The organism is Streptomyces sp. BYX5S (assembly GCF_054724165.1).
The window spans coordinates 2081934-2101742 of record NZ_CM138829.1; the positions used below are offsets into that span (position 1 = coordinate 2081934).

The following is a 19809-nucleotide window of genomic DNA, read 5'->3' on the forward strand; positions in this document are numbered from 1 at the left end:
TCCCGTGCCGGGCCCCGCGTCGTAGATCCGTACGACGCGGGGCCCGGCACACTCGTGGGTTCACGGTCCTGCCACTGTCGGACCTGTCACGTAGGCTCGGGATCAGTAGGGAAGAACGCGCTGAGGGAGGGGGCCCACGTGCTCATCGACACTTACGGCCGAGTGGCCACCGACCTACGGGTCTCACTGACCGACCGCTGCAACCTGCGGTGCACGTACTGCATGCCCGAAGAGGGCCTGCAATGGCTCGCCAAGCCCGACCTGCTCACGGACGACGAGATCGTCCGCCTCATCCGCGTCGCGGTCACCGACCTCGGCGTCACCGACGTCCGCTTCACCGGCGGCGAGCCCCTGCTCCGCCCCGGCCTGGTCGGCATCGTCGAGCGGGTCGCCGCCCTGGAGCACCGCCCCAAGATGTCCCTGACGACGAACGGGATCGGGCTGAAGCGCACGGCGGGGGCGCTCAAGGAAGCGGGCCTCGACCGGGTCAACGTGTCGCTGGACACCCTGCGCCCCGACGTCTTCAAGACCCTCACCCGCCGCGACCGCCACAAGGACGTCATCGAGGGCCTCGAAGCCGCGCGCGACGCGGGCCTGACGCCGGTGAAGGTCAACTCGGTCCTGATGCCGGGGCTCAACGAGGACGAGGCCCCCGACCTGCTCGCCTGGGCCGTCGAGCACGCCTACGAGCTGCGCTTCATCGAGCAGATGCCGCTCGACGCCCAGCACGGCTGGAAGCGCGACGGCATGATCACCGCGGGCGACATCCTGGCCTCGCTGCGTACGCGCTTCGAGCTGACGCCGGAGGGCGACGACGAGCGTGGCTCCGCGCCCGCCGAGCGCTGGGTGGTGGACGGCGGACCGCACCGCGTCGGCGTCATCGCCTCGGTCACCCGCCCCTTCTGCCGGGCCTGCGACCGCACACGGCTCACCGCCGACGGCCAGGTGCGCACCTGCCTCTTCGCCCGCGAGGAGACGGACCTGCGCGCGGCCCTGCGCTCCGACATGCCGGACGAGGAGCTGGCCGCCATCTGGAAGCGCGCCATGTGGGGCAAGAAGGCCGGCTCGGGCCTCGACGACCCGACGTTCCTCCAGCCGGACCGCCCGATGTCGGCGATCGGCGGCTGAGCCAGGGCCTGTCGTTCGGATCAGGCCCTACCGCGCGCCGCCCTCTTCGCCCTCGCCGTCCGCCTCCCACTGCGCCAGCGGCACGGTGTCCTTCAGGAACCCGCGGACGCCGAGGAACTTGGCCAGGTGCTCGCGGTGCTCGTCGCACGCCAGCCACGTCTTGCGGCGCTCCGGCGTGTGCAGCTTCGGGTTGTTCCACGCGAGCACCCACACCGCGTCGGCGCGGCAGCCCTTGGCCGAGCACTGAGGAGTGGTGGGCGACGGTTCGGAGAGGTTCGCGAGGTTCACGCGTCAACCTTAAACGCCCTGGAAAAGGCGACGCCGAGCAGCCACGGGGGGAGCTGCCCGGCGTCGGTCCGTCGCTCCGACGGGGGATGCGGAGCGCGTACGCAGTATGTCACGGGGGACCCGCTGCCCGGCACCGGATCCACATGATTGATCTGAGCTTTTCTTGAGCTTTGTCGGCCGGTTGCGCGCCCGGCGCGGACGGCGCTCAGGCCCGGTCCTCCCGGGCGGATTCCGCCGGATCTCCGGACGGGGCCGGCGCGATCATGGGCCGCGAGGGCGCGGGCACGAAGGTCGACGGCAGCCCCGGCGCGTTCTCCCGCCCCGCGTTGGCGAAGACCACCGCGACGTAGGGGAGCAGAGCGCCCAGCACGAGCGTCACGACGGCGACGTGCCGCTCCACGTTCCACAGCACTGCCGTGAGGATCACCGAAACAGTGCGGACGGACATCGAGATGACGTACCGGCGCTGCCGGCCGCGTACATCGGCGGCGAGCCCCTGCCGGGCTCCCGTGATCCGGAAAACCTCTGCTCCGCCGTTGCCCTTGCGCTTCCGCATCACATTCCACCGCCCGCCGACTCGCCGGACACTCCCCGGACCGGACCTCGTCCACGGTACGCCCGCCATGCGTCGGCTACGAGACCGGGGCGGGCCTGACCTGGGAGACGTACGTGCGCACTCCCACGTACGGAGCCGTCCGACATGCGCCGTATGGAGTACGCGGTGAGACTGATCGCACGGGTGGCCGTACGGCACCCCGCACCGCGCGAGGAGGCGACGACATGAGCTGGTTGTGGGCGATCATCGTGGGCTTGGTGCTTGGCCTGATCGCTAAGGCGATCCTGCCCGGCAAGCAGCAGATCCCCCTGTGGCTGACGGTGGTCTTCGGCATCATCGGCAGCGTCCTGGGCAACTGGGCGGCCACGGGCATGGGAGTCAACGACACCAAGGGCATCGACTGGATCCGCCATCTGCTGCAACTGATCGGAGCGGTGGTGGTGGTCGGCGTGGGCGACCGGTTGTGGGTGGCGCTGCGCGGCAACAAGAGCAGGGCCTAGCGACGGCCGCACGGCCCGAGAACGCACAGCACGAGAACGCACGGGCCGGAAACGGCTGAAGGCCCGGCCGCCGCCTGAGCGGCGGGCCGGGCCTCTGGGCCGGGGCGGGAGCGCTGTGCGCCCTACGCGCCCTTGACCTCCACGGCCGCCAGGTTCTTCTTGCCGCGCCGCAGCACCAGCCACCGCCCGTGCAGCAGCTCGTCCGCGCCCGGCACGAAGTCCTCGGCGGCCACCTTCACGTTGTTCACGTACGCGCCGCCCTCCTTCACCGTGCGACGCGCGGCCGACTTGCTGGCCACCAGGCCGACCTCGGCGAACAGGTCGACGACCGGGCCCAGCTCGGTGACCTCGGCCTTCGGCAGCTCCGACAGGGCCGCCGCCAGCGTGGCCTCGTCCAGGTCCGCCAGGCTCCCGTCGCCCTGGCCGAACAGCGCCTTCGACGCGGAGATCACGGCGGCCGTCCAGTCGGCGCCGTGCACCAGCGTCGTCAGCTCCTCGGCCAGCGCACGCTGCGCGGCACGGGCCTGCGGCCGCTCCTCGGTCTGCTTCTCCAGCTCCTCCAGCTCCTCGCGGGACTTGAAGGACAGGATCCGCATGTACTTCGAGATGTCCCGGTCGTCCGTGTTCAGCCAGAACTGGTAGAACGCGTACGGCGTCGTCATCTCCGGGTCGAGCCAGATGGCGCCGCCCTCGGACTTGCCGAACTTGGTGCCGTCCGCCTTCACCATCAGCGGCGTCGCGATGCAGTGCGCCTGCGCGTCCGGCTCCAGGCGGTGGATCAGGTCGAGCCCGGCCGTCAGGTTGCCCCACTGGTCGGAGCCGCCCTGCTGGAGCGTGCACCCGTAGCGCCGGTACAGCTCCAGGAAGTCCATGCCCTGGAGCAGCTGGTAGCTGAACTCCGTGTAGCTGATGCCTTCCTGGGACTCCAGGCGGCGGGCCACGGAGTCCTTGGTCAGCATCTTGTTGACCCGGAAGTGCTTGCCGATGTCCCGCAGGAACTCGATCGCGGACAGGCCCGCGGTCCAGTCCAGGTTGTTCACCATCGTCGCCGCGTTCTCACCCTCGAAGTCGAGGAACGGCTCGATCTGCGAGCGCAGCCGGGCGACCCACAGCTTGATCGTCTGCGGGTCGTTCAGCGTGCGCTCCGCCGTCGGACGCGGGTCGCCGATCTGGCCCGTGGCCCCGCCGACCAGCGCGAGCGGGCGCAGGCCCGCCTGCTGGAGCCGGCGCATGGTGAGCACCTGCACCAGGTGACCGACGTGCAGGGAGGCCGCGGTCGGGTCGAAGCCGCAATAGAACGTGACCGGACCGTCCGCGAGCGCCTTGCGCAGTGCGTCCTCGTCAGTGGACTGGGCCCACAGGCCACGCCACTTCAGCTCGTCGACGATGTCGGTCACGGTTCTGGTTCTCCTTGAACAGGTCTGCTGTAACCCCGCCAGTCTATGGGCGCCCACCGACAGCGCCGTACGGCGCGGGCCTCAGACGCCCTGGCTGACCGAGCTCATGTTGAAGTCCGGCACCCGCAGCGCCGGCATCGCAGCCCTAGTGAACCAGTCGCCCCACTCGCGCGGCAGCGTCTTTTCCGTGCGCCCGGCCTCCGTGGCCCGGTCGAGGAGGCCGACCGGCGACTCGTTGAACCGGAAGTTGTTCACCTCGCCCACCACCTCGCCGTTCTCCACGAGGTACACGCCGTCCCGGGTGAGCCCGGTGAGCAGCAGCGTCGCCGGGTCGACCTCGCGGATGTACCAGAGACAGGTGAGCAGCAGCCCCCGCTCGGTGCCCGCGACCATCTCGTCCAGGGACTTCTCGCCGCCCCCGTCCAGGATCAGGTTGTCGATCGCGGGCGCGACCGGCAGACCGGTCAGCTCCGCGCTGTGCCGGGTCGTCGTGAGGTGCGCGAGCTCGCCCTCGCGGATCCAGTCCGTGGCGCCGATCGGCAGCCCGTTGTCGAACACCGACGCGGCGTCGCTCGACGCGTGCGCGAGGACGAACGGGGCCGACTCGAGCCCCGGCGCGTGCGGATCGCTGCGCAGGGTCAGCGGCAGCGCGCTGAGCCGCTCACCCACCCGCGTACCGCCGCCCGGCCGGGAGAACACGGTCCGGCCCTCCGCCGCGTCCCGGGCCCCCGCCGACCACATGGTGTAGATCAGCAGGTCCGCGACGGCGGTCGGCGGCAGCAGCGTCTCGTACCGCCCGGCGGGCAGGTCGAGGCGCCGCTGGGCCCAGCCGAGCCGGGTGGCGAGCTCCGCGTCCATCGCCGCCGGGTCGACGTCCTTGAAGTCCCGCGTCGAGCGTCCCGCCCACGCCGACCGCCTGCGCCCGTGCGACTTGGCGTTCAGCTCCAGGGTCCCGTTGGGCTGGTCGTGACGCAGCCGCAGCCCCGCCGACGTACCGAGGTAGCTGCTGGTCAGCTCGTGGTTGGCGAACCCGTACAGCTCCCGGCCACCGGCACGCGCGCGGGCGAAGGCCTCGCCGAGCGCCGGAGCGAACTCCGCGAACACGGCGGACGACGTCTCGGCGGGCGCCTCCGTGAACCCGGGGGAGTGCGGCACGCCCTCGACGAGCGGCCGCGCGTCCTCGGCGGGCCCGGCCTTGGCGGCGGCCTCCTCGGCGGCGCGCACCAGCGGCTCCAGGTCGTCGGCGGTCACGGCCGACCGGGACACGACACCGGACGCCGTGCCCTCCTTGCCGTCGACCGTGGCGACGACGGTGAGGGTGCGTCCGCGCGTCACCCCGTTCGTGGTGAGCGCGTTGCCCGCCCAGCGCAGGTTCGCGGTGGACGTCTCGTCGGCGATGACCACACAGCCGTCGGCCCGCGACAGCTCCAGGGCGCGCTCGACGATCTCGTACGGCTTGCTGCTCCGAGGGCTCATCGACCGGCCTCCTGCGTGGTGTTGAGGATGTTGACGCCCTTGAAGAGAGCGGACGGACAGCCGTGCGAGACGGCCGCGACCTGGCCCGGCTGGGCCTTGCCGCAGTTGAAGGCGCCGCCGAGGACGTACGTCTGCGGGCCGCCGACCGCCGCCATGGAGCCCCAGAAGTCCGTGGTCGTCGCCTGGTACGCGAAGTCCCGCACCTGCCCGGCGAGCTTCCCGCCCCGGATCGCGTACGCGCGCTGCGCCGTGAACTGGAAGTTGTAGCGCTGCATGTCGATGGACCACGACCGGTCGCCCACCAGGTACAGCCCCCGGTCGACCCCCGAGATCAGGTCCTGCGTCGCGAGCCCGCCCGGATCCGGCTGGAGCGACACGTTCGCCATCCGCTGCACGGGGACGTGCCCGGGGGAGTCCGCGTACGCGCAGCCGTTGGAACGCTCGAACCCGGTCAGCCTCGCGATGCGCCGGTCGAGCTGATAGCCGGTGAGGGTGCCGTTCCTCACCAGGTCCCAGGACTGCCCGGCCACGCCCTCGTCGTCGTACCCGATGGTGGCGAGCCCGTGCTCGGCGGTGCGGTCGCCGGTCACGTTCATGATCTCGGAGCCGTACTTGAGCGTGCCGAGCTGGTCGAAGGTGGCGAAGGAGGTGCCCGCGTACGCGGCCTCGTAGCCGAGCGCGCGGTCGAGTTCGGTGGCGTGCCCGATGGACTCGTGAATCGTCAGCCACAGATTCGACGGGTCCACGACCAGGTCGTACGCGCCGGCCTTCACGCTCGGCGCGCGCATCTTCTCGGCGAGCAGCTCGGGGATCTCGGCCAGCTCGGCCTCCCAGTCCCAGCCGGTCCCGGTGAGGTACTCCCAGCCGCGCCCCACCGGCGGCGCGATCGTGCGCATCGAGTCGAACTCGCCGCTGGAGTCGTCCACGGCGATCGCCGTCAGCTCCGGATGCAGCCGCACCCGCTGCTGGGTGGTCACGGTCCCCGCCGTGTCCGCGTAGAACTTGTTCTCGTGGACGCAGTACAGCGAGGCGTCCACGTGGGACACCCCGTCCGCCGAGAGCAGCCGCGCGCTCCAGTCGGCGAGCAGCCCGGCCCGCTCCTCCTCGGGCACGGTGAACGGATCGATCTCGTACGAGGAGACCCAGGTCTTGTCGGCATGCACCGGCTCGTCCGCCAGCTCCACCCGCTCGTCCGACCCGGCCGCCGCGATCACCTGCGCGCTCAGCTTCGCCATCGCCACGGCCTGCGAGGCCACCTTCGCCGCGCCGTCCATCGTCAGATCGACACCGGAGGCGAACCCCCAGGTCCCGCCGTGCACCACGCGGACCGCGTAGCCGAGGTCCGTGCTGTCCGAGGACCCCGACGGCTTCGCGTCCCGCAGCCGCACCGAGGCACCGCGCACCCGCTCCAGCCGGAAGTCCGCGTGCTCGGCGCCCAGCGCGCGAGCGCGCGCGAGTGCGGCGTCGGCGAGTGCCCGCAGGGGCAGATCCAGGAAGGACTGATCGATCTCATGGGCCATGGGCGGCTTCCCCTTCTGTCACGGCGCGGCACGCGGCGTGGGCGGCACGGTGCGTGTGAGTGAACCACGACACGTGCTCTCTGTGGGAACCCCACAGAGAGCACCCCCTCGCCCTGTCGCCCCCGGATTCGGCACCCGGTGCCGCAGGCGGATAGGTTCAACGGGTACCTGACCGCCGAACGAAAGGGTGATCCGTTGAGCCGCTCGGTTCTCGTCACCGGGGGAAACCGGGGCATCGGCCTCGCCATCGCCCGCGCCTTCCTGGAGCAGGGCGACAAGGTGGCCTTCACCTACCGCTCCGGAGAGCCCCCCAAGGAGCTCGTCGACGCCGGCGCCCTCGGTGTCCGCTGCGACATCACGGACGCCCAGCAGGTGGACGCCGCGTACAAGGAGATCGAGGAGAAGCACGGCAACGTCGAGGTCCTCGTCGCCAACGCCGGCGTCACCAAGGACCAGCTCCTCATGCGCATGTCCGAGGAGGACTTCACGTCCGTCCTCGACACCAACCTCACCGGCACCTTCCGGGTCGTGAAGCGCGCCAACCGCGGCATGCTGCGCGCCAAGAAGGGCCGCGTCGTGCTGATCTCCTCCGTCGTCGGCCTGCTCGGCTCGGCGGGGCAGGCGAACTACGCCGCCTCGAAGGCCGGCCTGGTCGGGTTCGCGCGCTCGCTCGCCCGCGAGCTCGGGTCGCGCAACATCACCTTCAACGTCGTCGCGCCCGGTTTCGTGGACACCGACATGACGCAGGCGCTCACCGACGAGCAGCGCGCGGGCATCGTGTCGCAGGTGCCGCTCGGCCGGTACGCGCAGGTCGAGGAGATCGCCGGAGTGGTGAAGTTCCTGACCTCCGACGACGCCTCGTACATCACTGGAGCCGTCATCCCGGTTGACGGCGGACTGGGAATGGGTCACTGACGATCATGGCTGGAATCCTCGAGGGCAAGAAGATCCTCATCACCGGTGTGCTGATGGAGTCCTCCATCGCGTTCCACACCGCGAAGCTGGCCCAGGAGCAGGGCGCGGAGATCATCCTCACCGCCTGGCCGCGGCCGTCGCTCACCGAGCGCATCGCCAAGAAGCTGCCGGAGCCCGAGAAGGTCAAGGTCCTGGAGCTCGACGTCTCCAACGACGAGCACCTCGCGCGCCTGGAGGGCCAGGTCCGTGAGCAGCTCGGCGACCGCCTCGACGGCATCGTGCACTCCATCGGCTTCGCGCCGCAGGACGCCCTCGGCGGCAACTTCCTGAACACGCCGTTCGAGTCCGTCGCCACGGCCATGCACGTCTCCGCCTTCTCCTTGAAGTCGCTGACGACGGCGCTGCTGCCGCTGATGACCGAGGGCGGCTCCGTCGTCGGCCTCACCTTCGACGCGCAGTTCGCCTGGCCGCAGTACGACTGGATGGGCCCGGCCAAGGCCGCTCTTGAGGCCACCAGCCGCTACATGGCGCGCGACCTCGGCAAGCAGAACATCCGCTGCAACCTGATCTCGGCGGGCCCGATCGGCTCGATGGCCGCGAAGTCCATCCCGGGCTTCAGCGAGCTGGCCTCGGTCTGGGACTCCCGCTCCCCCCTGGAGTGGAAGCTCGAGGACCCGGAGCCGGCCGGCCGCGGCATCGTCGCGCTGCTCTCGGACTGGTTCCCGAAGACGACGGGCGAGATCGTCCACGTCGACGGCGGCCTCCACGCGATCGGCGCCTGACCTCTTCCGGGGCGTCCTGGCAGCCGGTCCGGCATTTTCAGCCCTTCCTGCTCTCCATGAGCGCGGGCCGGACACAATCCAGCCCTTCCTGCTCTCCATGAGCGCGGGCCGGACACAATCCAGTCCTTCCTGCTCTCCATGAGCGCGGGCCGGACACAATCCAGCCCCTCCTGCTCTCCATGAGCGCGGGCCGGACACAATCCAGCCCCTCCTGCTCTCCATGAGCGCGGGCCGGGCACAATCCAGCCCCTCCGGCGTTTGAGGAGCGGGGTCCGGGGCGGAGCCCCGAGGCGTTACCCCGTTCGGCCCACCGGCCGGGCGCCCCGAGGGGACCTCCACGCACCCTGGTGCGAGGAGGTCCCCTTGCGCTTGCCCCGCCGCACAGCCACCGCCCTCACCGCACTGACCCTGCTGCTCACGCTGCCCTACGACGCCGCGTCCGACGAGCAGCCGAAGAGGAAGCGCGACCACTTCGGCGCGGAGTGCCGCATCGAGGTCGACCGCTTCCTGGTGACCGCCACCTGCCACAACCCGTACCCCACGGTCGACCGCGTCGCCCTGCACATCGAGTGCGAACAGTGGTGGGACATCGACACCGACTCCCGCCCGAAACCGGTCCTCCCGGCACAGACCCTCCGCATGGACGGCCGCTGCTGGAAGAACGTGCAGACCGCCTGGGTCAGCCACCGGCGGCCGGCGCGCTGAGCCGCCCCGGCCGGCAGTCGTACGGATAACGCGCCGCCTCCTTGGCCGCGCCCTCCGCGTCGCCCACCCGGATCGCGTCGACGAGCGTGGCATGGTCCATGTGGTTCTCCGCGGTCAGCCGCTCGCCGACGTCCTCGCGCAGCCAGTCCCGCATGACCTCGCCGAGGTCCGCGTACATCGCCGTCAGCACCTCGTTGTGGGACGCGGCCACCACGGCCAGGTGGAACGTCGCGTCCGCCGTCACGAACGCCTCCGTGTCCCCGGACGCCCACGCCTCCTCACGGCGCACGAGGAGCGCGTCGAGCTGCTTCAGGTCGCGCTCGGTGCGCCGCAGCGCCGCGAACCGCGCCGCGCTCGACTCCAGGGTGGCGCGCAGCTCGGCGATGTCCTGCGGGGCGGCGTCCGCGAACCGCCGCTGCATGACCCCGGCCAGCTCGCTCGTCGCCACCACGTACGTGCCCGAGCCCTGCCGGATGTCCAGCAGGCCGTTGTGCGCGAGGGCGCGTACCGCCTCCCGCACCGTGTTCCGGGCCACACTCAGCTGTTCCACCAGCTCCGGCTCCGTCGGGATGCGGGAGCCCACCGGCCACTCGCCCGAGGAGATCTGGGCGCGCAGGGCGGAGATGACCTGCTCGGACAGGGCCGAGCGCTGGGGCGAGGTCAGCGGCATGACGTTCCTTCGTGCGGACGGAAGTGGTGCGTACGGTAGCGAACGTGATTCGACGAGCTGGACAGCCAATCATCCCATGAATCTATGATGGGTCTCATGGCTAGTGAGGAAACCCCGACGATGGCACCACCGAGCGCCACCCCCGACACCCCCCTGCGCACCGAGAACAACGCCCCGCGCGCGTGGGTCGTCCGTCTGGTCGTGGTCGGCATCGTCCTCGCCGCGATGAACCTGCGGCCCGCCATCACCAGCCTCGGCGCCCTCCTCGAAGAGGTCCGCGACGGGCTCGGGATGAGCGGCAGCGTCGCCGGGCTGCTCACCTCCGTGCCGCCGCTCTGCTTCGCGATCTTCGGCGTGATGGCGCCCCGGCTCGCCAAGCGCTTCGGCCCGAGCGCCGTCGTCTGCGCCGGCATGTTCGCCATCGCCGCCGGGCTCGTCGTCCGCCCGTTCACCGGCGGCACCGCCGGCTTCCTGGTGACCAGCGCGCTCGCCCTGATGGGCATCGCCGTCAGCAACGTACTGATGCCGGTCATCGTCAAGCGCTGGTTCCCCGAGAAGGTCGGCACCATGACCGGCCTGTACTCGATGGCCCTCGCGCTCGGCACGTCCTGCGCGGCCGCCGCCACGGTGCCGCTGACCGAGGCGCTCGGCGGCAGCTGGCAGACCGGTCTCGCCGTCTGGGCCGTCCTCGCGGTCGCCGCGGCCCTGGTCTGGCTGCCCCTCGTACGCAAGAAGGACCCATCGGCCGTAGCGGCCCCGGCCGGACCCGCCGCGTCCGCTCCGGCGGGCGACGGGCTGCGCATCGCCCGCAGCCGCACCGCCTGGGCGCTCGCCGTCTTCTTCGGCCTCCAGGCCACGGCCGCGTACATCACCATGGGGTGGATGGCGCAGATCTTCCGCGACTCCGGGGTCTCCGCCTCGACCGCGGGCGTGCTGCTCGCCGTCACCATGGCCATGGGCATCCCGCTCGGCTTCGTCATCCCGCGGCTCGCCGCCCGGCTGCCCCACCAGGGGCCGATGGTGATCGCCCTCGGCGTGTGCGGCCTCGCCGGTTACGCGGGCCTGTACTTCGCGCCCTCCTCCGGCGCCTGGGCGTGGGCGGTGCTGCTCGGCATCTCCAACTGCGCGTTCCCGCTCGCCCTCACGATGGTCGGGATGCGCGCCCGCACCGGCGCGGGCGTCGCCAAGCTGTCCGCCTTCGCGCAGTCCACCGGCTACCTGATCTCGATCCCCGGACCGCTGCTCGTCGGCGTCCTCTACCAGCACAGCGGCGGCTGGGGCGTGCCGATCATCTTCATGGCGGTGCTGATGGTGCCGCAGATCGTGGTGGGCGTGTTCGCCGGCCGCAATCGCACCGTCGAGGACGAGGCGGCCGCGGTGTCACGCGGCGACTAGGGCCCTTCTGACGGGTCAGGCTGGATGCGGGTGGCCGTGCATGTTCGGTTCCGGCGAGCGGGGTCTGGTGCGTGCAGCTGCAAGGCGGAGGAGGGCGTCAACGCGGAGCGTTGGCAACCGACGACAACGCAGCAGGTGTGCGTGCCAGGGCCCGCGACTCCAGCAAGATCCGTCAGAAGGGCCCTAGGCGGCCCCCGCGTCCTGAGGCGCGGGGACGGGTGCGACACTTGGCGCATGTCGCCTGTGCTCGATCCGAATCCCCAGAACGGCCAGAAGAAGCTCCTTCTGGTGCTCGGCGCGATGCTGGCCGTCACCGTGGTCATCGGCATCATCGCGTCCATCGCCGCACCGTGAAGCACGGCCCCCGCGCGCGGGGTGGGGTTAACTCCCCCATCCCCTAGGGGGCCAGTGTCAGGGTGAAGTGGGTGGATCACCGGATGGGGCCGCGGCCCCGGGTTCCGTACCTTCGAAGTGTCGCCGAGATCGCCGGCGTACGGACGAAGCGCACACACGTGCATACGGAACCCGGACCCCGGAGGCACCCATGTCGGCCCCGACGCAGACCCCGCCCCACCCGGCCGCCACGGGCCGCGTCGACATCCGGCTGCCGTGGTGGGCGCTCGTGCTGCCGGCCGTCGCCTTCGTGGTGCTGCTCCTGCTGATCCTCAACCCGGCCGACGGCGGAGCCACCGCGGGCGACCCCCTCGTCCACCTCATGGGGCGCGCGAAGGACCTGATGCTCGGCTAGAGCCCGTCGTTTGGATCAGGCTTGAGCGCTGGATCCGCACAGCGGGCCTCCCAGCGGCCCCGGAACCGCCTCCGCCCCCTTCAGCAGCGCCCCTGCACCCCGTTCACTCGTGCCGGGCGACCCCGTCAACTCCCTGCGCCCGACGGCCGGTTTCATGCGAAGCTGGAACGCATGAGCGTCGCAGAACCCCGCAGGATTGTCCTTTTCCGGCATGCCAAGGCGGACTGGCCCCAGGTCTCCGATCACGAGCGGCCGCTCGCCGAGCGAGGGCGCAGGGACGCCCCCGTCGCCGGCCGCAAGCTGGCCGACTCCGGCATCCCCTTCGACCTGGCCCTCTGCTCGACCGCAACGCGGACGCGCGAGACCTGGAAGCTGGCCGTCCAGGAGCTGCCGGAGCGCCCCAGGACCGTGTACGAGGAGCGGATCTACGAGGCATCGCCCGGCGAACTCGTCGCGGTGCTGAACGAGACCCCGGACGACGTGCGCAGCGTCGTGCTGATCGGCCACAACCCCGGTGTGCAGGCCCTCTCCGAGATCCTCGCCGCCGACGCCGAGGACGACGCCCGGCAGCGGCTGAACCGGCGCGGTTTCCCCACCGCCGCCTTCTCCGTCCTCACGTTCGACGGACCATGGAAGAGCCTGGAGCCCGGCACCGCCAGGCTCGTCGACTACTGGGCGCCGAGCGAGTAACCGCTCGTACGCACGTCATGGGGCCCGGTACCGACGGACGGTACCGGGCCCCCGTACGACGCCTCGCGCCGCCTACGCCTCCTGCGCGTCGGCCGCCTCGACCTCTTCGCGCGTGATCCCGAGCAGATAGAGCACCGTGTCGAGGAACGGCACGTTCACCGCGGTGTGCGCGGCCTCGCGCACGACGGGCTTGGCGTTGAAGGCGACGCCGAGCCCCGCCGCGTTCAGCATGTCCAGGTCGTTCGCGCCGTCGCCGATCGCCACGGTCTGCTCCAGCGGCACCCCGGCCTCGGTGGCGAACCGGCGCAGGAGGCGCGCCTTGCCCGCGCGGTCCACGATCTCGCCGGTGACCCTGCCGGTCAGCTTGCCGTTGACGATCTCCAGCGTGTTGGCCTGCGCGAAGTCGAGCCCGAGGCGGTCCATCAGGTCGTCCGTGACCTGCGTGAACCCGCCCGAGACGACCCCCACTTGGTAGCCGAGGCGCTTGAGCGTACGGATCAGGGTCCTGGCGCCCGGCGTCAGCTGGACCTCGCTGCGCACCTTGTCCACGACCGAGGCATCGAGCCCCGCCAGCAGCGCCACGCGCGCGTGCAGCGACTGCTCGAAGTCGAGCTCGCCGCGCATCGCCGCCGCCGTCACCTCGGCGACCTTGTCCTCGCAGCCCGCGTGCGCCGCGAACAGCTCGATCACCTCGTCCTGGATGAGCGTCGAGTCGACGTCCATCACGACGAGGCGCTGCGCGCGCCGGTGCAGACCGGCGGAGACGACCGCCACGTCCACGCCCAGCTTCGCGGCCTCCATGGCGAGGGCGGTGCGCAGTTCCTCGGTAGCGGTGCCGGACACGGCGAACTCGACGGCGGTCACGGGGTACTTGGCGAGCCGGAAGATGCGGTCGATGTTGCCGCCGGTACCGGTGATGGCGGCCGCTATCGACGCGGTCGACTCGGCGGTGAGGGGGTGGCCGAGGACGGTGACGTGGGAGCGGCCCGTGCCGCGCGGACGGTTGTCGCCGATGCCGGAGATGATCTCCGCCTGCATCTTCATCGACTCCGCCCAGCTGTGGACGGTCGACCGCAGATCCCCTTCGAGCCCGGCCGGCGGCTGGGTCACCAGGGCGCACAGGACGATCCGGCCACGCGTGACGACCTGCTCGATGTCGACGACGTCCACGGAGTAGGCGGCGAGGGTGTCGAAGAGCCCGGCGGTGATGCCGGGGCGGTCCTTGCCGAAGATCTTGACGAGGAGGGTGGGGACGTCCGCCGGAACGTCCACGGGAGGGGCATCAGCGGTGGGCTGGGGCTGCGAAGCGCTCATGATGAGCCATACGTTATCGGTCCCCTCCACGCCCCCGACAATCCCGGTCACCCACGACCACGGGGCTCCGCCCCGAACCCCGCGCCTCAAACGCCGGCGGGGCTTGTACTTCAAGCCCCTGCGGCGATTGAGCAGCGGGGTCCGGGGCGGAGCCCCGAGGGCGAAAGGTGGACGACCGTCAGCGGTCCTCGCCCCCGGGAGGCGGCGGCGGAGGAGGCGGCGCAGGCCACCCCGTATCGCCCCGCCCCCGCCGCGGAGGCCTCCGCACGGGACTCGCCACGGTGGGCGACCCCGCCGAGGGATCGTACGGCGACCGCAGATACGGATTCGTCTCCGGATTGACGGGCCGATACGGCTGACTCGGCCGATACGGCCCCACCTCACCCGGCCCACCGGACCCACCGTCGCCGGGCCCACCGGCACCCGGCCCCCCGGACCCACCCGGAGACCGCCCCGCCGCGGCAAGCGGCGCGACCCGCCCACCCGCCGCCCCACTCGCATACGCCAGCACCGCGCCGAGCGCCCCCGCCCCGGCCCCCCACGCCGCCCCGAGCAGCACCGCCATCCCGACCTGCCCGTGCAGCTCGATCCCCGCCCCGAACGCGTCGAAGCCGAGCACCGACAGCGACGCCCCCGCCGACACCTCGGTCAGCCACACGAGGAGCGGCAGCGCGAGCGCCGTCACGCCCGCCAACCGCAGCGCACACCGCCCCACGAACCCCCCGAGCCCCCCGGCCACGGGCGTCCGCACCGCCGTCAGCACCCCGGCGAGCAGCATCATCACGGCCGCCCCGACCCCCAACAGCCACACCCGGCCGTCCAGTTCGGCCAGCCGCCCCAACGTCACCGGCTCGTCCGCCGCCACCCGCAGCAGCTCGTCCAGCGGATCCGGCAGCACCTTCGCGAGCTCACCCGTCGCCTCACCGTCCCAGGGCACGAAGAGGCCGACGGGAATGCCGAGCCACACCCCGTTGGGCGCCCCCAGCAGCGCGGCCCCCGCGATCCGCTTCGGATGGTCGTCGCCGATCATCGCGTACACCGCCGCCGCCAGACCCGCCACGACCGCCATCAGCAGCACCGCCACGATCGCCGACGCGGCAGGCCGCACGATCCGGTGCAACGGGGCGAGCGCCCGCGGCAGCGGACTGCGCCGCGACGCGAGCAGGGCGATCACCAGCACGCCGACCGCGAACCCCGCCGCGCCCAGCAGCGAGGGAACCATCTCCACGGTGAACCCGACGGACGCCTTCGCGTCGACCAGGTCCCCGAGCCGGTCGGGCAGCAACCCACCGACCCCGCCCGGCAGTTCGTCCGCTATGCCTCCCGGCAGGCCCTCGCCGCCCGCGATGTCGTCGAGCCCCAACTGCGCACCGTCGATCGTGATGACGTCGTGCCCCGCCCAGACGAGCCCGCCCATCATCGCCACGAAGAGCGCCACCACCGCTCCCGCGCGCGCGAGGAGTTCACCCGGCGACACCTCGGCCCCCGCCGCCCGCAGCGAACGCAGGAAGAACCAACTCAGCGCCAGCGCGCCCACCAGGCCCACACCGAGCGGCGCGATGTCGATCGCCGTCTCCGCCTGCGCGCCCTCGAGCCCGAAGGCCGACACGTCCCCGGAGGGCGTCACCCGCCCACCCGCCCCGAGCGCCACCACCGCGGCCGTCATCGGGCCGAGCGCGGCCGCCGTGTCCGCCTCCAGCAAGTGCAGGCCGAGCGCCGCGACTCCGGCCATGGCGATGAACGCCCAGCTCACCGCGGCGATCGCGGACAGCGCCACGTCGACGACGGACAACCGGGCGCGCCGCCCCGCCTCGTGGCCGCTCGCCGTCACGGTCATTCAGGACCCCCCGATCCGTACCGCCTCGCCCCCGAGATCCCAGTTGCTCATGATCCGTCGGGAGTTGTGGGCAGTTACCACTCTCCGGGGCACCGTCCGTACCGTCAACGGGATCGGTGAACCAGGGCCGTAGCAGAGTTGTCACGGGGCCGTGGCGAAGGCCGGGTTCCGGTCACGGACGGCTTCCTGAAATAGTTCCTCACGATGTTCGACATCCCTAGACTCCCCATGACGGGGGCAAAACTCGGGGGACAACTCAGTGGGGCATGGAGTGCCTGAACTCGTACTGGAATTGAATGGCAGGACCTGGACGCTCGACCCGTCCAGGCCGTACACCCTCGGCCGCGACCCGGGGGGAGACATCGTGCTCGACGACGCCAGAGTCTCCTGGCGTCACGCCACGATCAGCTGGAGCGGCCGCAGTTGGGTCATCGAGGACCACGGCTCGACCAACGGCACCTTCGTGCAGGGGCAGCGGATCCACCAGATGGAGATCGGCCCCGGCTCGTCCGTGCACCTCGGCAACTCCACCGACGGCCCGCGCCTGAAGGCGCAGGGCAACGCGCAGAGCGGTGCCCGGCCCGCCGCCGTCGCCTCGCCGCACCAGGCCCAGCAGCAGGCCGCGGGCCTCGCCCAGCAGCCGCCGCCGCAGCAGTACCAGCAGCAGCCCGGCTGGTCCCAGCAGCAGGCGCCGCAGCGGCAGCAGGCCCCGGAGCAGCAGCAGTGGCAGCAGTCGCCGGCCCGGAAGGTGCCGCAGCAGGCCGCCGGTGGGGTCGCGGGGGCGCCGCCGGTCTACGGCGACCGCAGCCCGACCACGTTCCACCAGCTGTCGCTCGGCCGGGTCATGCGCATCGGCCGCGCGCTGGAGAACGAGCTGGTCGTCTCCGACCTCCAGGTCTCGCGGCTGCACGCCGAGTTCCACGCGTCGCCCGACGGCCGCTTCGAGATCCGCGACCTCGGCTCGCACAACGGTACGTACGTCAACGGCCAGCCGATCCCCAAGGGCGGCACGGCACTGCTCGGCGCCACCGACATCGTGGGCGTCGGCCACTCCACGTTCCGGCTGGTCGGCGACCGGCTGGAGGAGTTCGTCGACACCGGTGAGGTGTCGTTCTCCGCGCGCCATCTGACGGTGACGGTCGACGGCGGCAAGCAGATCCTCAAGGATGTCTCCTTCGGCGTCCCCGAGAAGTCGCTGATCGCCGTCATCGGCCCGTCCGGCTCCGGAAAGTCGACGCTGCTCAAGGCGCTCACCGGCTACCGGCCCGCCGACGAGGGCGACGTCCTCTACGACAACCGCAACCTCTACAAGCAGTTCGCCGAGCTGCGCCAGCGCATCGGTCTGGTCCCGCAGGACGACATCCTGCACAAGGAGCTGACCGTCAAGAAGGCGCTCAAGTACGCCGCGAAGCTCCGCTTCCCCGCGGACACCAGCGAGCAGGAGCGCCAGCAGCGCATCGACGAGGTGCTGCGCGAGCTGAAGCTGGACATCCACAAGGAGAAGAAGGTCACCTCCCTCTCCGGTGGCCAGCGCAAGCGCGTGTCCGTGGCCCTGGAGCTGCTGACCAAGCCGTCGCTGATCTTCCTGGACGAGCCGACCTCCGGCCTCGACCCGGGCATGGACCGCGATGTCATGCAGCTCCTGCGCGGCCTGTCCGACGACGGGCGCACGGTCCTCGTCGTCACGCACTCGGTCGCCGAGCTGGCGCTGTGCGACAAGCTCCTCGTGATGGCGCCCGGCGGCGCCGTCGCGTACTTCGGCCCGCCGGAGGAAGCCCTCAATTTCTTCGGCTACCAGACGTGGGCCGACGTGTTCTCGGCGTTCGAGAACTACCGCGACTACGACTGGGCGGGCCGCTGGAAGGGCTCGCAGCACTACCAGATGTACGCGGCCGACATCGACGCCGTCGCCGCACAGTCGGTATCCGTCCCGCCGCCTGCCGCCATCAAGGCGCCGAAGACGCAGCCCTGGGGCTCCCAGCTGTTCACGCTGATCCGCCGCTACTGCTCGGTGATCGCCTCCGACCGGGGCTTCCTCGGGCTGATGGTGATACTGCCCGCGGTCCTCGGCATCGTCTCGGTGGTCATCCCGGCGGAGTTCGGCCTCGGCCCGCCCAAGCCGCCGTCCAAGTTCAACGGGGACGCCGGCACCATCATGCTGATCATCGCTGTCGGCATGTGCTTCTCGGCGGCGGCCAACTCGGTCCGTGAGCTGATCAAGGAGCGCGTCATCTACGAGCGGGAACGGGCCACCGGCCTGTCCCGCTCCGCGTACCTGATGTCCAAGGTCATCGTGCTCGGCGTGATCACGGCCTTCCAGGGCGTCATCATCTGCGCCATCGGCTTCGCGCCGCGCGAGCTGCCCAAGGAAGGGCTGCTGCTGCCGCCGGCCGCCGAACTGTGCATCTCGATCATCGCGCTCGGATTCACGTCGATGATGTTCGGCCTGGTCATCTCCTCGCTGGTGAAGACCTCCGAGAAGACGATGCCGCTGCTCGTCATGTTCGCGATCGTCCAGGTCGTGTTCACCGGCGTGCTCTTCCAGATCTACGGCACGCTGGGCCTGGAGCAGTTCGCCTGGCTGATGCCGTCCCGCTGGGCGGTGGGCGCCGCGGGCGCCACCCTGGACCTCAGCAAGCTCATGCCGCCGTGGGACCCGAAGAACCCGAACGACCTGGACCCGCTGTGGGAGCACTCGGTCAGCCAGTGGGGCATCAACCTCACGGTCCTGATCGTGCTCGGAGTCATCTGCGGCTTCGCGGTCGCCCGCCTGCTGCGCCGCCACGAGCCGGAGGTCATGCGCAAGTAGCCGGCCCCGTACGCGGAACACGTACGGGACACACGAAGGGCGGCACCCAGTGGGTGCCGCCCTTCGTGCCGTGGGGGATCAGCGAGTGCCGGACCTGGAGGTCCCGACTACAGGAATCAGTACGCGCTGTCCACGTTGTCGATCGAGCCGTACTTGTCGGCCGCGTAGTTCGCCGCCGCCACGATGTTGGCCACCGGGTCGGTCAGATTGTTGGCCGTGCCGTCGACGTGGTACGCGTCGAAGGTCGGCTGGATGACCTGGAGCAGGCCCTTGGAGGGCGTGCCGTTCTGGGCGTTGATGTCCGTGCCGTTGACCGCGTTCGGGTCGCCGCCGGACTCGCGCATGATGTTGCGGTGCAGGCCGTCGTACGAACCCGGAATGCCCTTGTCCTTCATGATGGCGAGGGATTCCTTGATCCAGCCGTCGAGGTTGTTGGCGTAGACGGGCTTGCGGGCGGCGGCGCGGGCGGCGGCCTCCTGGGCCTCGCGCTCCTTCTTCGCCTCCGCTTCGGCCTTCGCCTTGGCCTCGGCCTCGGCCTTCGCCTTGGCCTTCTCCTCGGCCTCGGCCTTCTTCTTCTCCTCGGCCTCCTTGCGGGCCTTCGCCTTGGCCTCGGCCTGCTTGGCCTTCTCGCTGGCGGCGGCCTGCTGGTCCGTGACGCTGGCGTGCACGTCCTTGATCTGCTTCGCACCGGCCTGCGTGGTGAACGCGACCGGGGCGGCGGCGACCGTCTCGTCCTTGGCGGTCGCCTCGGTGTCGTGACCCGGAACCAGCGTCACCGCGAGGGCGGCGGCACCGAGAACGGCGACACCACCGAGCGAGAACTTGTGGCCTCGGGTCAGCTGACTATGGCCGGGAAGGCTGTGCTTGGACATGAGAAACGGGGACCTCTCTAAGAACGGAAGTCACTCGCCGACCGGGGGACCGGGCTCTCGTGTTTACGACACGAACGCCGCGGGTAGACCACCGCGGCGCCGAGCAACGCTGGACATTCTTAGCGGCCGCAAAATGCCGAGGCAAAGGTGTGACGTACGAAGCCGGGTAGTGGAGCGGGGGCACACGAAAAGGGACAGGAAGCCGAT

Annotated in this window: 19 protein-coding genes; 10 read left to right on the forward strand and 9 right to left on the reverse strand. The window is 71.0% G+C overall.

The features are described 5' to 3' along the window. Window positions 1–138 precede the first annotated feature (138 nt). Entirely contained in the window at window positions 139–1128 is a 990-nt protein-coding gene (moaA, locus tag ACYBSK_RS09440) for a GTP 3',8-cyclase MoaA (RefSeq protein ID WP_457476431.1), read from the forward strand. Window positions 1129–1155: 27 nt separating this feature from the next. Here the strand turns inward: moaA and ACYBSK_RS09445 are convergent, their stop codons facing one another. Then, window positions 1156–1416: a hypothetical protein gene (locus tag ACYBSK_RS09445; protein WP_457476432.1), complete on the reverse strand. Its 261-nt coding sequence runs from the start codon at window positions 1414–1416 to the stop codon at window positions 1156–1158. Window positions 1417–1621: 205 nt separating this feature from the next. Beyond that, window positions 1622–1972: a DUF3099 domain-containing protein gene (locus ACYBSK_RS09450; protein ID WP_460245767.1), complete on the reverse strand. Its 351-nt coding sequence runs from the start codon at window positions 1970–1972 to the stop codon at window positions 1622–1624. Between the two features lie 224 nt (window positions 1973–2196). Between ACYBSK_RS09450 and ACYBSK_RS09455 the strand changes: the two genes are divergently transcribed. Further along, complete coding sequence (locus ACYBSK_RS09455) at window positions 2197–2472, forward strand: GlsB/YeaQ/YmgE family stress response membrane protein (protein WP_457476434.1); 276 nt, start codon at window positions 2197–2199, stop codon at window positions 2470–2472. Between the two features lie 122 nt (window positions 2473–2594). Here ACYBSK_RS09455 and tyrS read toward each other — a convergent pair whose 3' ends face one another. From tyrS to ACYBSK_RS09470, 3 genes are all read right to left on the reverse strand, one after another. After that, window positions 2595–3869, reverse strand: coding sequence for a tyrosine--tRNA ligase (gene tyrS, locus ACYBSK_RS09460; protein ID WP_457476435.1), 1275 nt, complete (start codon window positions 3867–3869; stop codon window positions 2595–2597). 81 nt (window positions 3870–3950) lie between these two features. Next, window positions 3951–5345, reverse strand: coding sequence for a metallopeptidase TldD-related protein (locus ACYBSK_RS09465; RefSeq protein WP_460245768.1), 1395 nt, complete (start codon window positions 5343–5345; stop codon window positions 3951–3953). Continuing rightward, window positions 5342–6865: a TldD/PmbA family protein gene (locus ACYBSK_RS09470; protein ID WP_460245769.1), complete on the reverse strand. Its 1524-nt coding sequence runs from the start codon at window positions 6863–6865 to the stop codon at window positions 5342–5344. The genes ACYBSK_RS09465 and ACYBSK_RS09470 overlap by 4 nt, the downstream gene beginning before the upstream one ends. Window positions 6866–7060: 195 nt before the next feature. Here ACYBSK_RS09470 and fabG point away from each other — a divergent pair, with 195 nt between their 5' ends. From fabG to ACYBSK_RS09485, 3 genes are all read left to right on the forward strand, one after another. Beyond that, window positions 7061–7780, forward strand: coding sequence for a 3-oxoacyl-[acyl-carrier-protein] reductase (gene fabG, locus ACYBSK_RS09475; RefSeq protein WP_457476438.1), 720 nt, complete (start codon window positions 7061–7063; stop codon window positions 7778–7780). A gap of 5 nt (window positions 7781–7785) precedes the next feature. Next, window positions 7786–8562, forward strand: a complete 777-nt coding sequence (fabI, locus tag ACYBSK_RS09480; protein ID WP_457476439.1) for an enoyl-ACP reductase FabI — start codon at window positions 7786–7788, stop codon at window positions 8560–8562. Between the two features lie 369 nt (window positions 8563–8931). Then, window positions 8932–9267 carry a hypothetical protein gene (locus ACYBSK_RS09485; protein ID WP_460245771.1) on the forward strand — a complete coding sequence of 112 codons (336 nt, stop codon included), beginning with the start codon at window positions 8932–8934 and terminating at the stop codon, window positions 9265–9267. On the opposite strand, the gene ACYBSK_RS09490 is transcribed toward ACYBSK_RS09485, so the two are convergent. Continuing rightward, window positions 9242–9937 carry a FadR/GntR family transcriptional regulator gene (locus tag ACYBSK_RS09490; RefSeq protein WP_460245772.1) on the reverse strand — a complete coding sequence of 232 codons (696 nt, stop codon included), beginning with the start codon at window positions 9935–9937 and terminating at the stop codon, window positions 9242–9244. The genes ACYBSK_RS09485 and ACYBSK_RS09490 overlap by 26 nt on opposite strands. Before the next feature lie 84 nt (window positions 9938–10021). Between ACYBSK_RS09490 and ACYBSK_RS09495 the strand changes: the two genes are divergently transcribed. From ACYBSK_RS09495 to ACYBSK_RS09510, 4 genes are all read left to right on the forward strand, one after another. Then, the gene (locus ACYBSK_RS09495; protein ID WP_457476442.1) at window positions 10022–11332 is read left to right on the forward strand and encodes a CynX/NimT family MFS transporter; all 1311 of its coding nucleotides are present in this window, start codon (window positions 10022–10024) and stop codon (window positions 11330–11332) included. A gap of 243 nt (window positions 11333–11575) precedes the next feature. Continuing rightward, the gene (locus tag ACYBSK_RS09500) at window positions 11576–11686 is read left to right on the forward strand and encodes an SGM_5486 family transporter-associated protein (protein ID WP_306322525.1); all 111 of its coding nucleotides are present in this window, start codon (window positions 11576–11578) and stop codon (window positions 11684–11686) included. Between the two features lie 190 nt (window positions 11687–11876). Then, the gene (locus ACYBSK_RS09505) at window positions 11877–12080 is read left to right on the forward strand and encodes a hypothetical protein (protein WP_457476443.1); all 204 of its coding nucleotides are present in this window, start codon (window positions 11877–11879) and stop codon (window positions 12078–12080) included. A gap of 171 nt (window positions 12081–12251) precedes the next feature. Further along, window positions 12252–12770, forward strand: coding sequence for a SixA phosphatase family protein (locus ACYBSK_RS09510; protein WP_457476444.1), 519 nt, complete (start codon window positions 12252–12254; stop codon window positions 12768–12770). A gap of 72 nt (window positions 12771–12842) precedes the next feature. Here ACYBSK_RS09510 and serB read toward each other — a convergent pair whose 3' ends face one another. Then, entirely contained in the window at window positions 12843–14084 is a 1242-nt protein-coding gene (gene serB, locus ACYBSK_RS09515; protein ID WP_457476445.1) for a phosphoserine phosphatase SerB, read from the reverse strand. 178 nt (window positions 14085–14262) lie between these two features. Continuing rightward, the gene (locus ACYBSK_RS09520; protein ID WP_460245773.1) at window positions 14263–15921 is read right to left on the reverse strand and encodes a streptophobe family protein; all 1659 of its coding nucleotides are present in this window, start codon (window positions 15919–15921) and stop codon (window positions 14263–14265) included. 271 nt (window positions 15922–16192) lie between these two features. Here ACYBSK_RS09520 and ACYBSK_RS09525 point away from each other — a divergent pair, with 271 nt between their 5' ends. Continuing rightward, on the forward strand, window positions 16193–18730 hold the full coding sequence (locus ACYBSK_RS09525) for an ABC transporter ATP-binding protein/permease (RefSeq protein WP_460245774.1): 2538 nt from the start codon (window positions 16193–16195) through the stop codon (window positions 18728–18730). Between the two features lie 116 nt (window positions 18731–18846). Here ACYBSK_RS09525 and ACYBSK_RS09530 read toward each other — a convergent pair whose 3' ends face one another. Then, a complete protein-coding gene (locus ACYBSK_RS09530; RefSeq protein WP_457476448.1) occupies window positions 18847–19602 on the reverse strand; it encodes a transglycosylase SLT domain-containing protein in 756 nt (251 codons plus the stop codon). Window positions 19603–19809 lie beyond the last annotated feature (207 nt).

Coding starts and splice junctions, on each gene's coding strand:
- ACYBSK_RS09450 (WP_460245767.1), bottom strand. CDS start 1,972: ATGCGGAAGCGCAAGGGCAACGGCGGAGCAGAGGTTTTCCGGATCACG.
- ACYBSK_RS09455 (WP_457476434.1), top strand. CDS start 2,197: ATGAGCTGGTTGTGGGCGATCATCGTGGGCTTGGTGCTTGGCCTGATC.
- ACYBSK_RS09465 (WP_460245768.1), bottom strand. CDS start 5,345: ATGAGCCCTCGGAGCAGCAAGCCGTACGAGATCGTCGAGCGCGCCCTG.
- ACYBSK_RS09470 (WP_460245769.1), bottom strand. CDS start 6,865: ATGGCCCATGAGATCGATCAGTCCTTCCTGGATCTGCCCCTGCGGGCA.
- fabI (WP_457476439.1), top strand. CDS start 7,786: ATGGCTGGAATCCTCGAGGGCAAGAAGATCCTCATCACCGGTGTGCTG.
- ACYBSK_RS09490 (WP_460245772.1), bottom strand. CDS start 9,937: ATGCCGCTGACCTCGCCCCAGCGCTCGGCCCTGTCCGAGCAGGTCATC.
- ACYBSK_RS09495 (WP_457476442.1), top strand. CDS start 10,022: ATGATGGGTCTCATGGCTAGTGAGGAAACCCCGACGATGGCACCACCG.
- ACYBSK_RS09505 (WP_457476443.1), top strand. CDS start 11,877: ATGTCGGCCCCGACGCAGACCCCGCCCCACCCGGCCGCCACGGGCCGC.
- ACYBSK_RS09510 (WP_457476444.1), top strand. CDS start 12,252: ATGAGCGTCGCAGAACCCCGCAGGATTGTCCTTTTCCGGCATGCCAAG.
- serB (WP_457476445.1), bottom strand. CDS start 14,084: ATGAGCGCTTCGCAGCCCCAGCCCACCGCTGATGCCCCTCCCGTGGAC.
- ACYBSK_RS09520 (WP_460245773.1), bottom strand. CDS start 15,921: ATGACCGTGACGGCGAGCGGCCACGAGGCGGGGCGGCGCGCCCGGTTG.
- ACYBSK_RS09530 (WP_457476448.1), bottom strand. CDS start 19,602: ATGTCCAAGCACAGCCTTCCCGGCCATAGTCAGCTGACCCGAGGCCAC.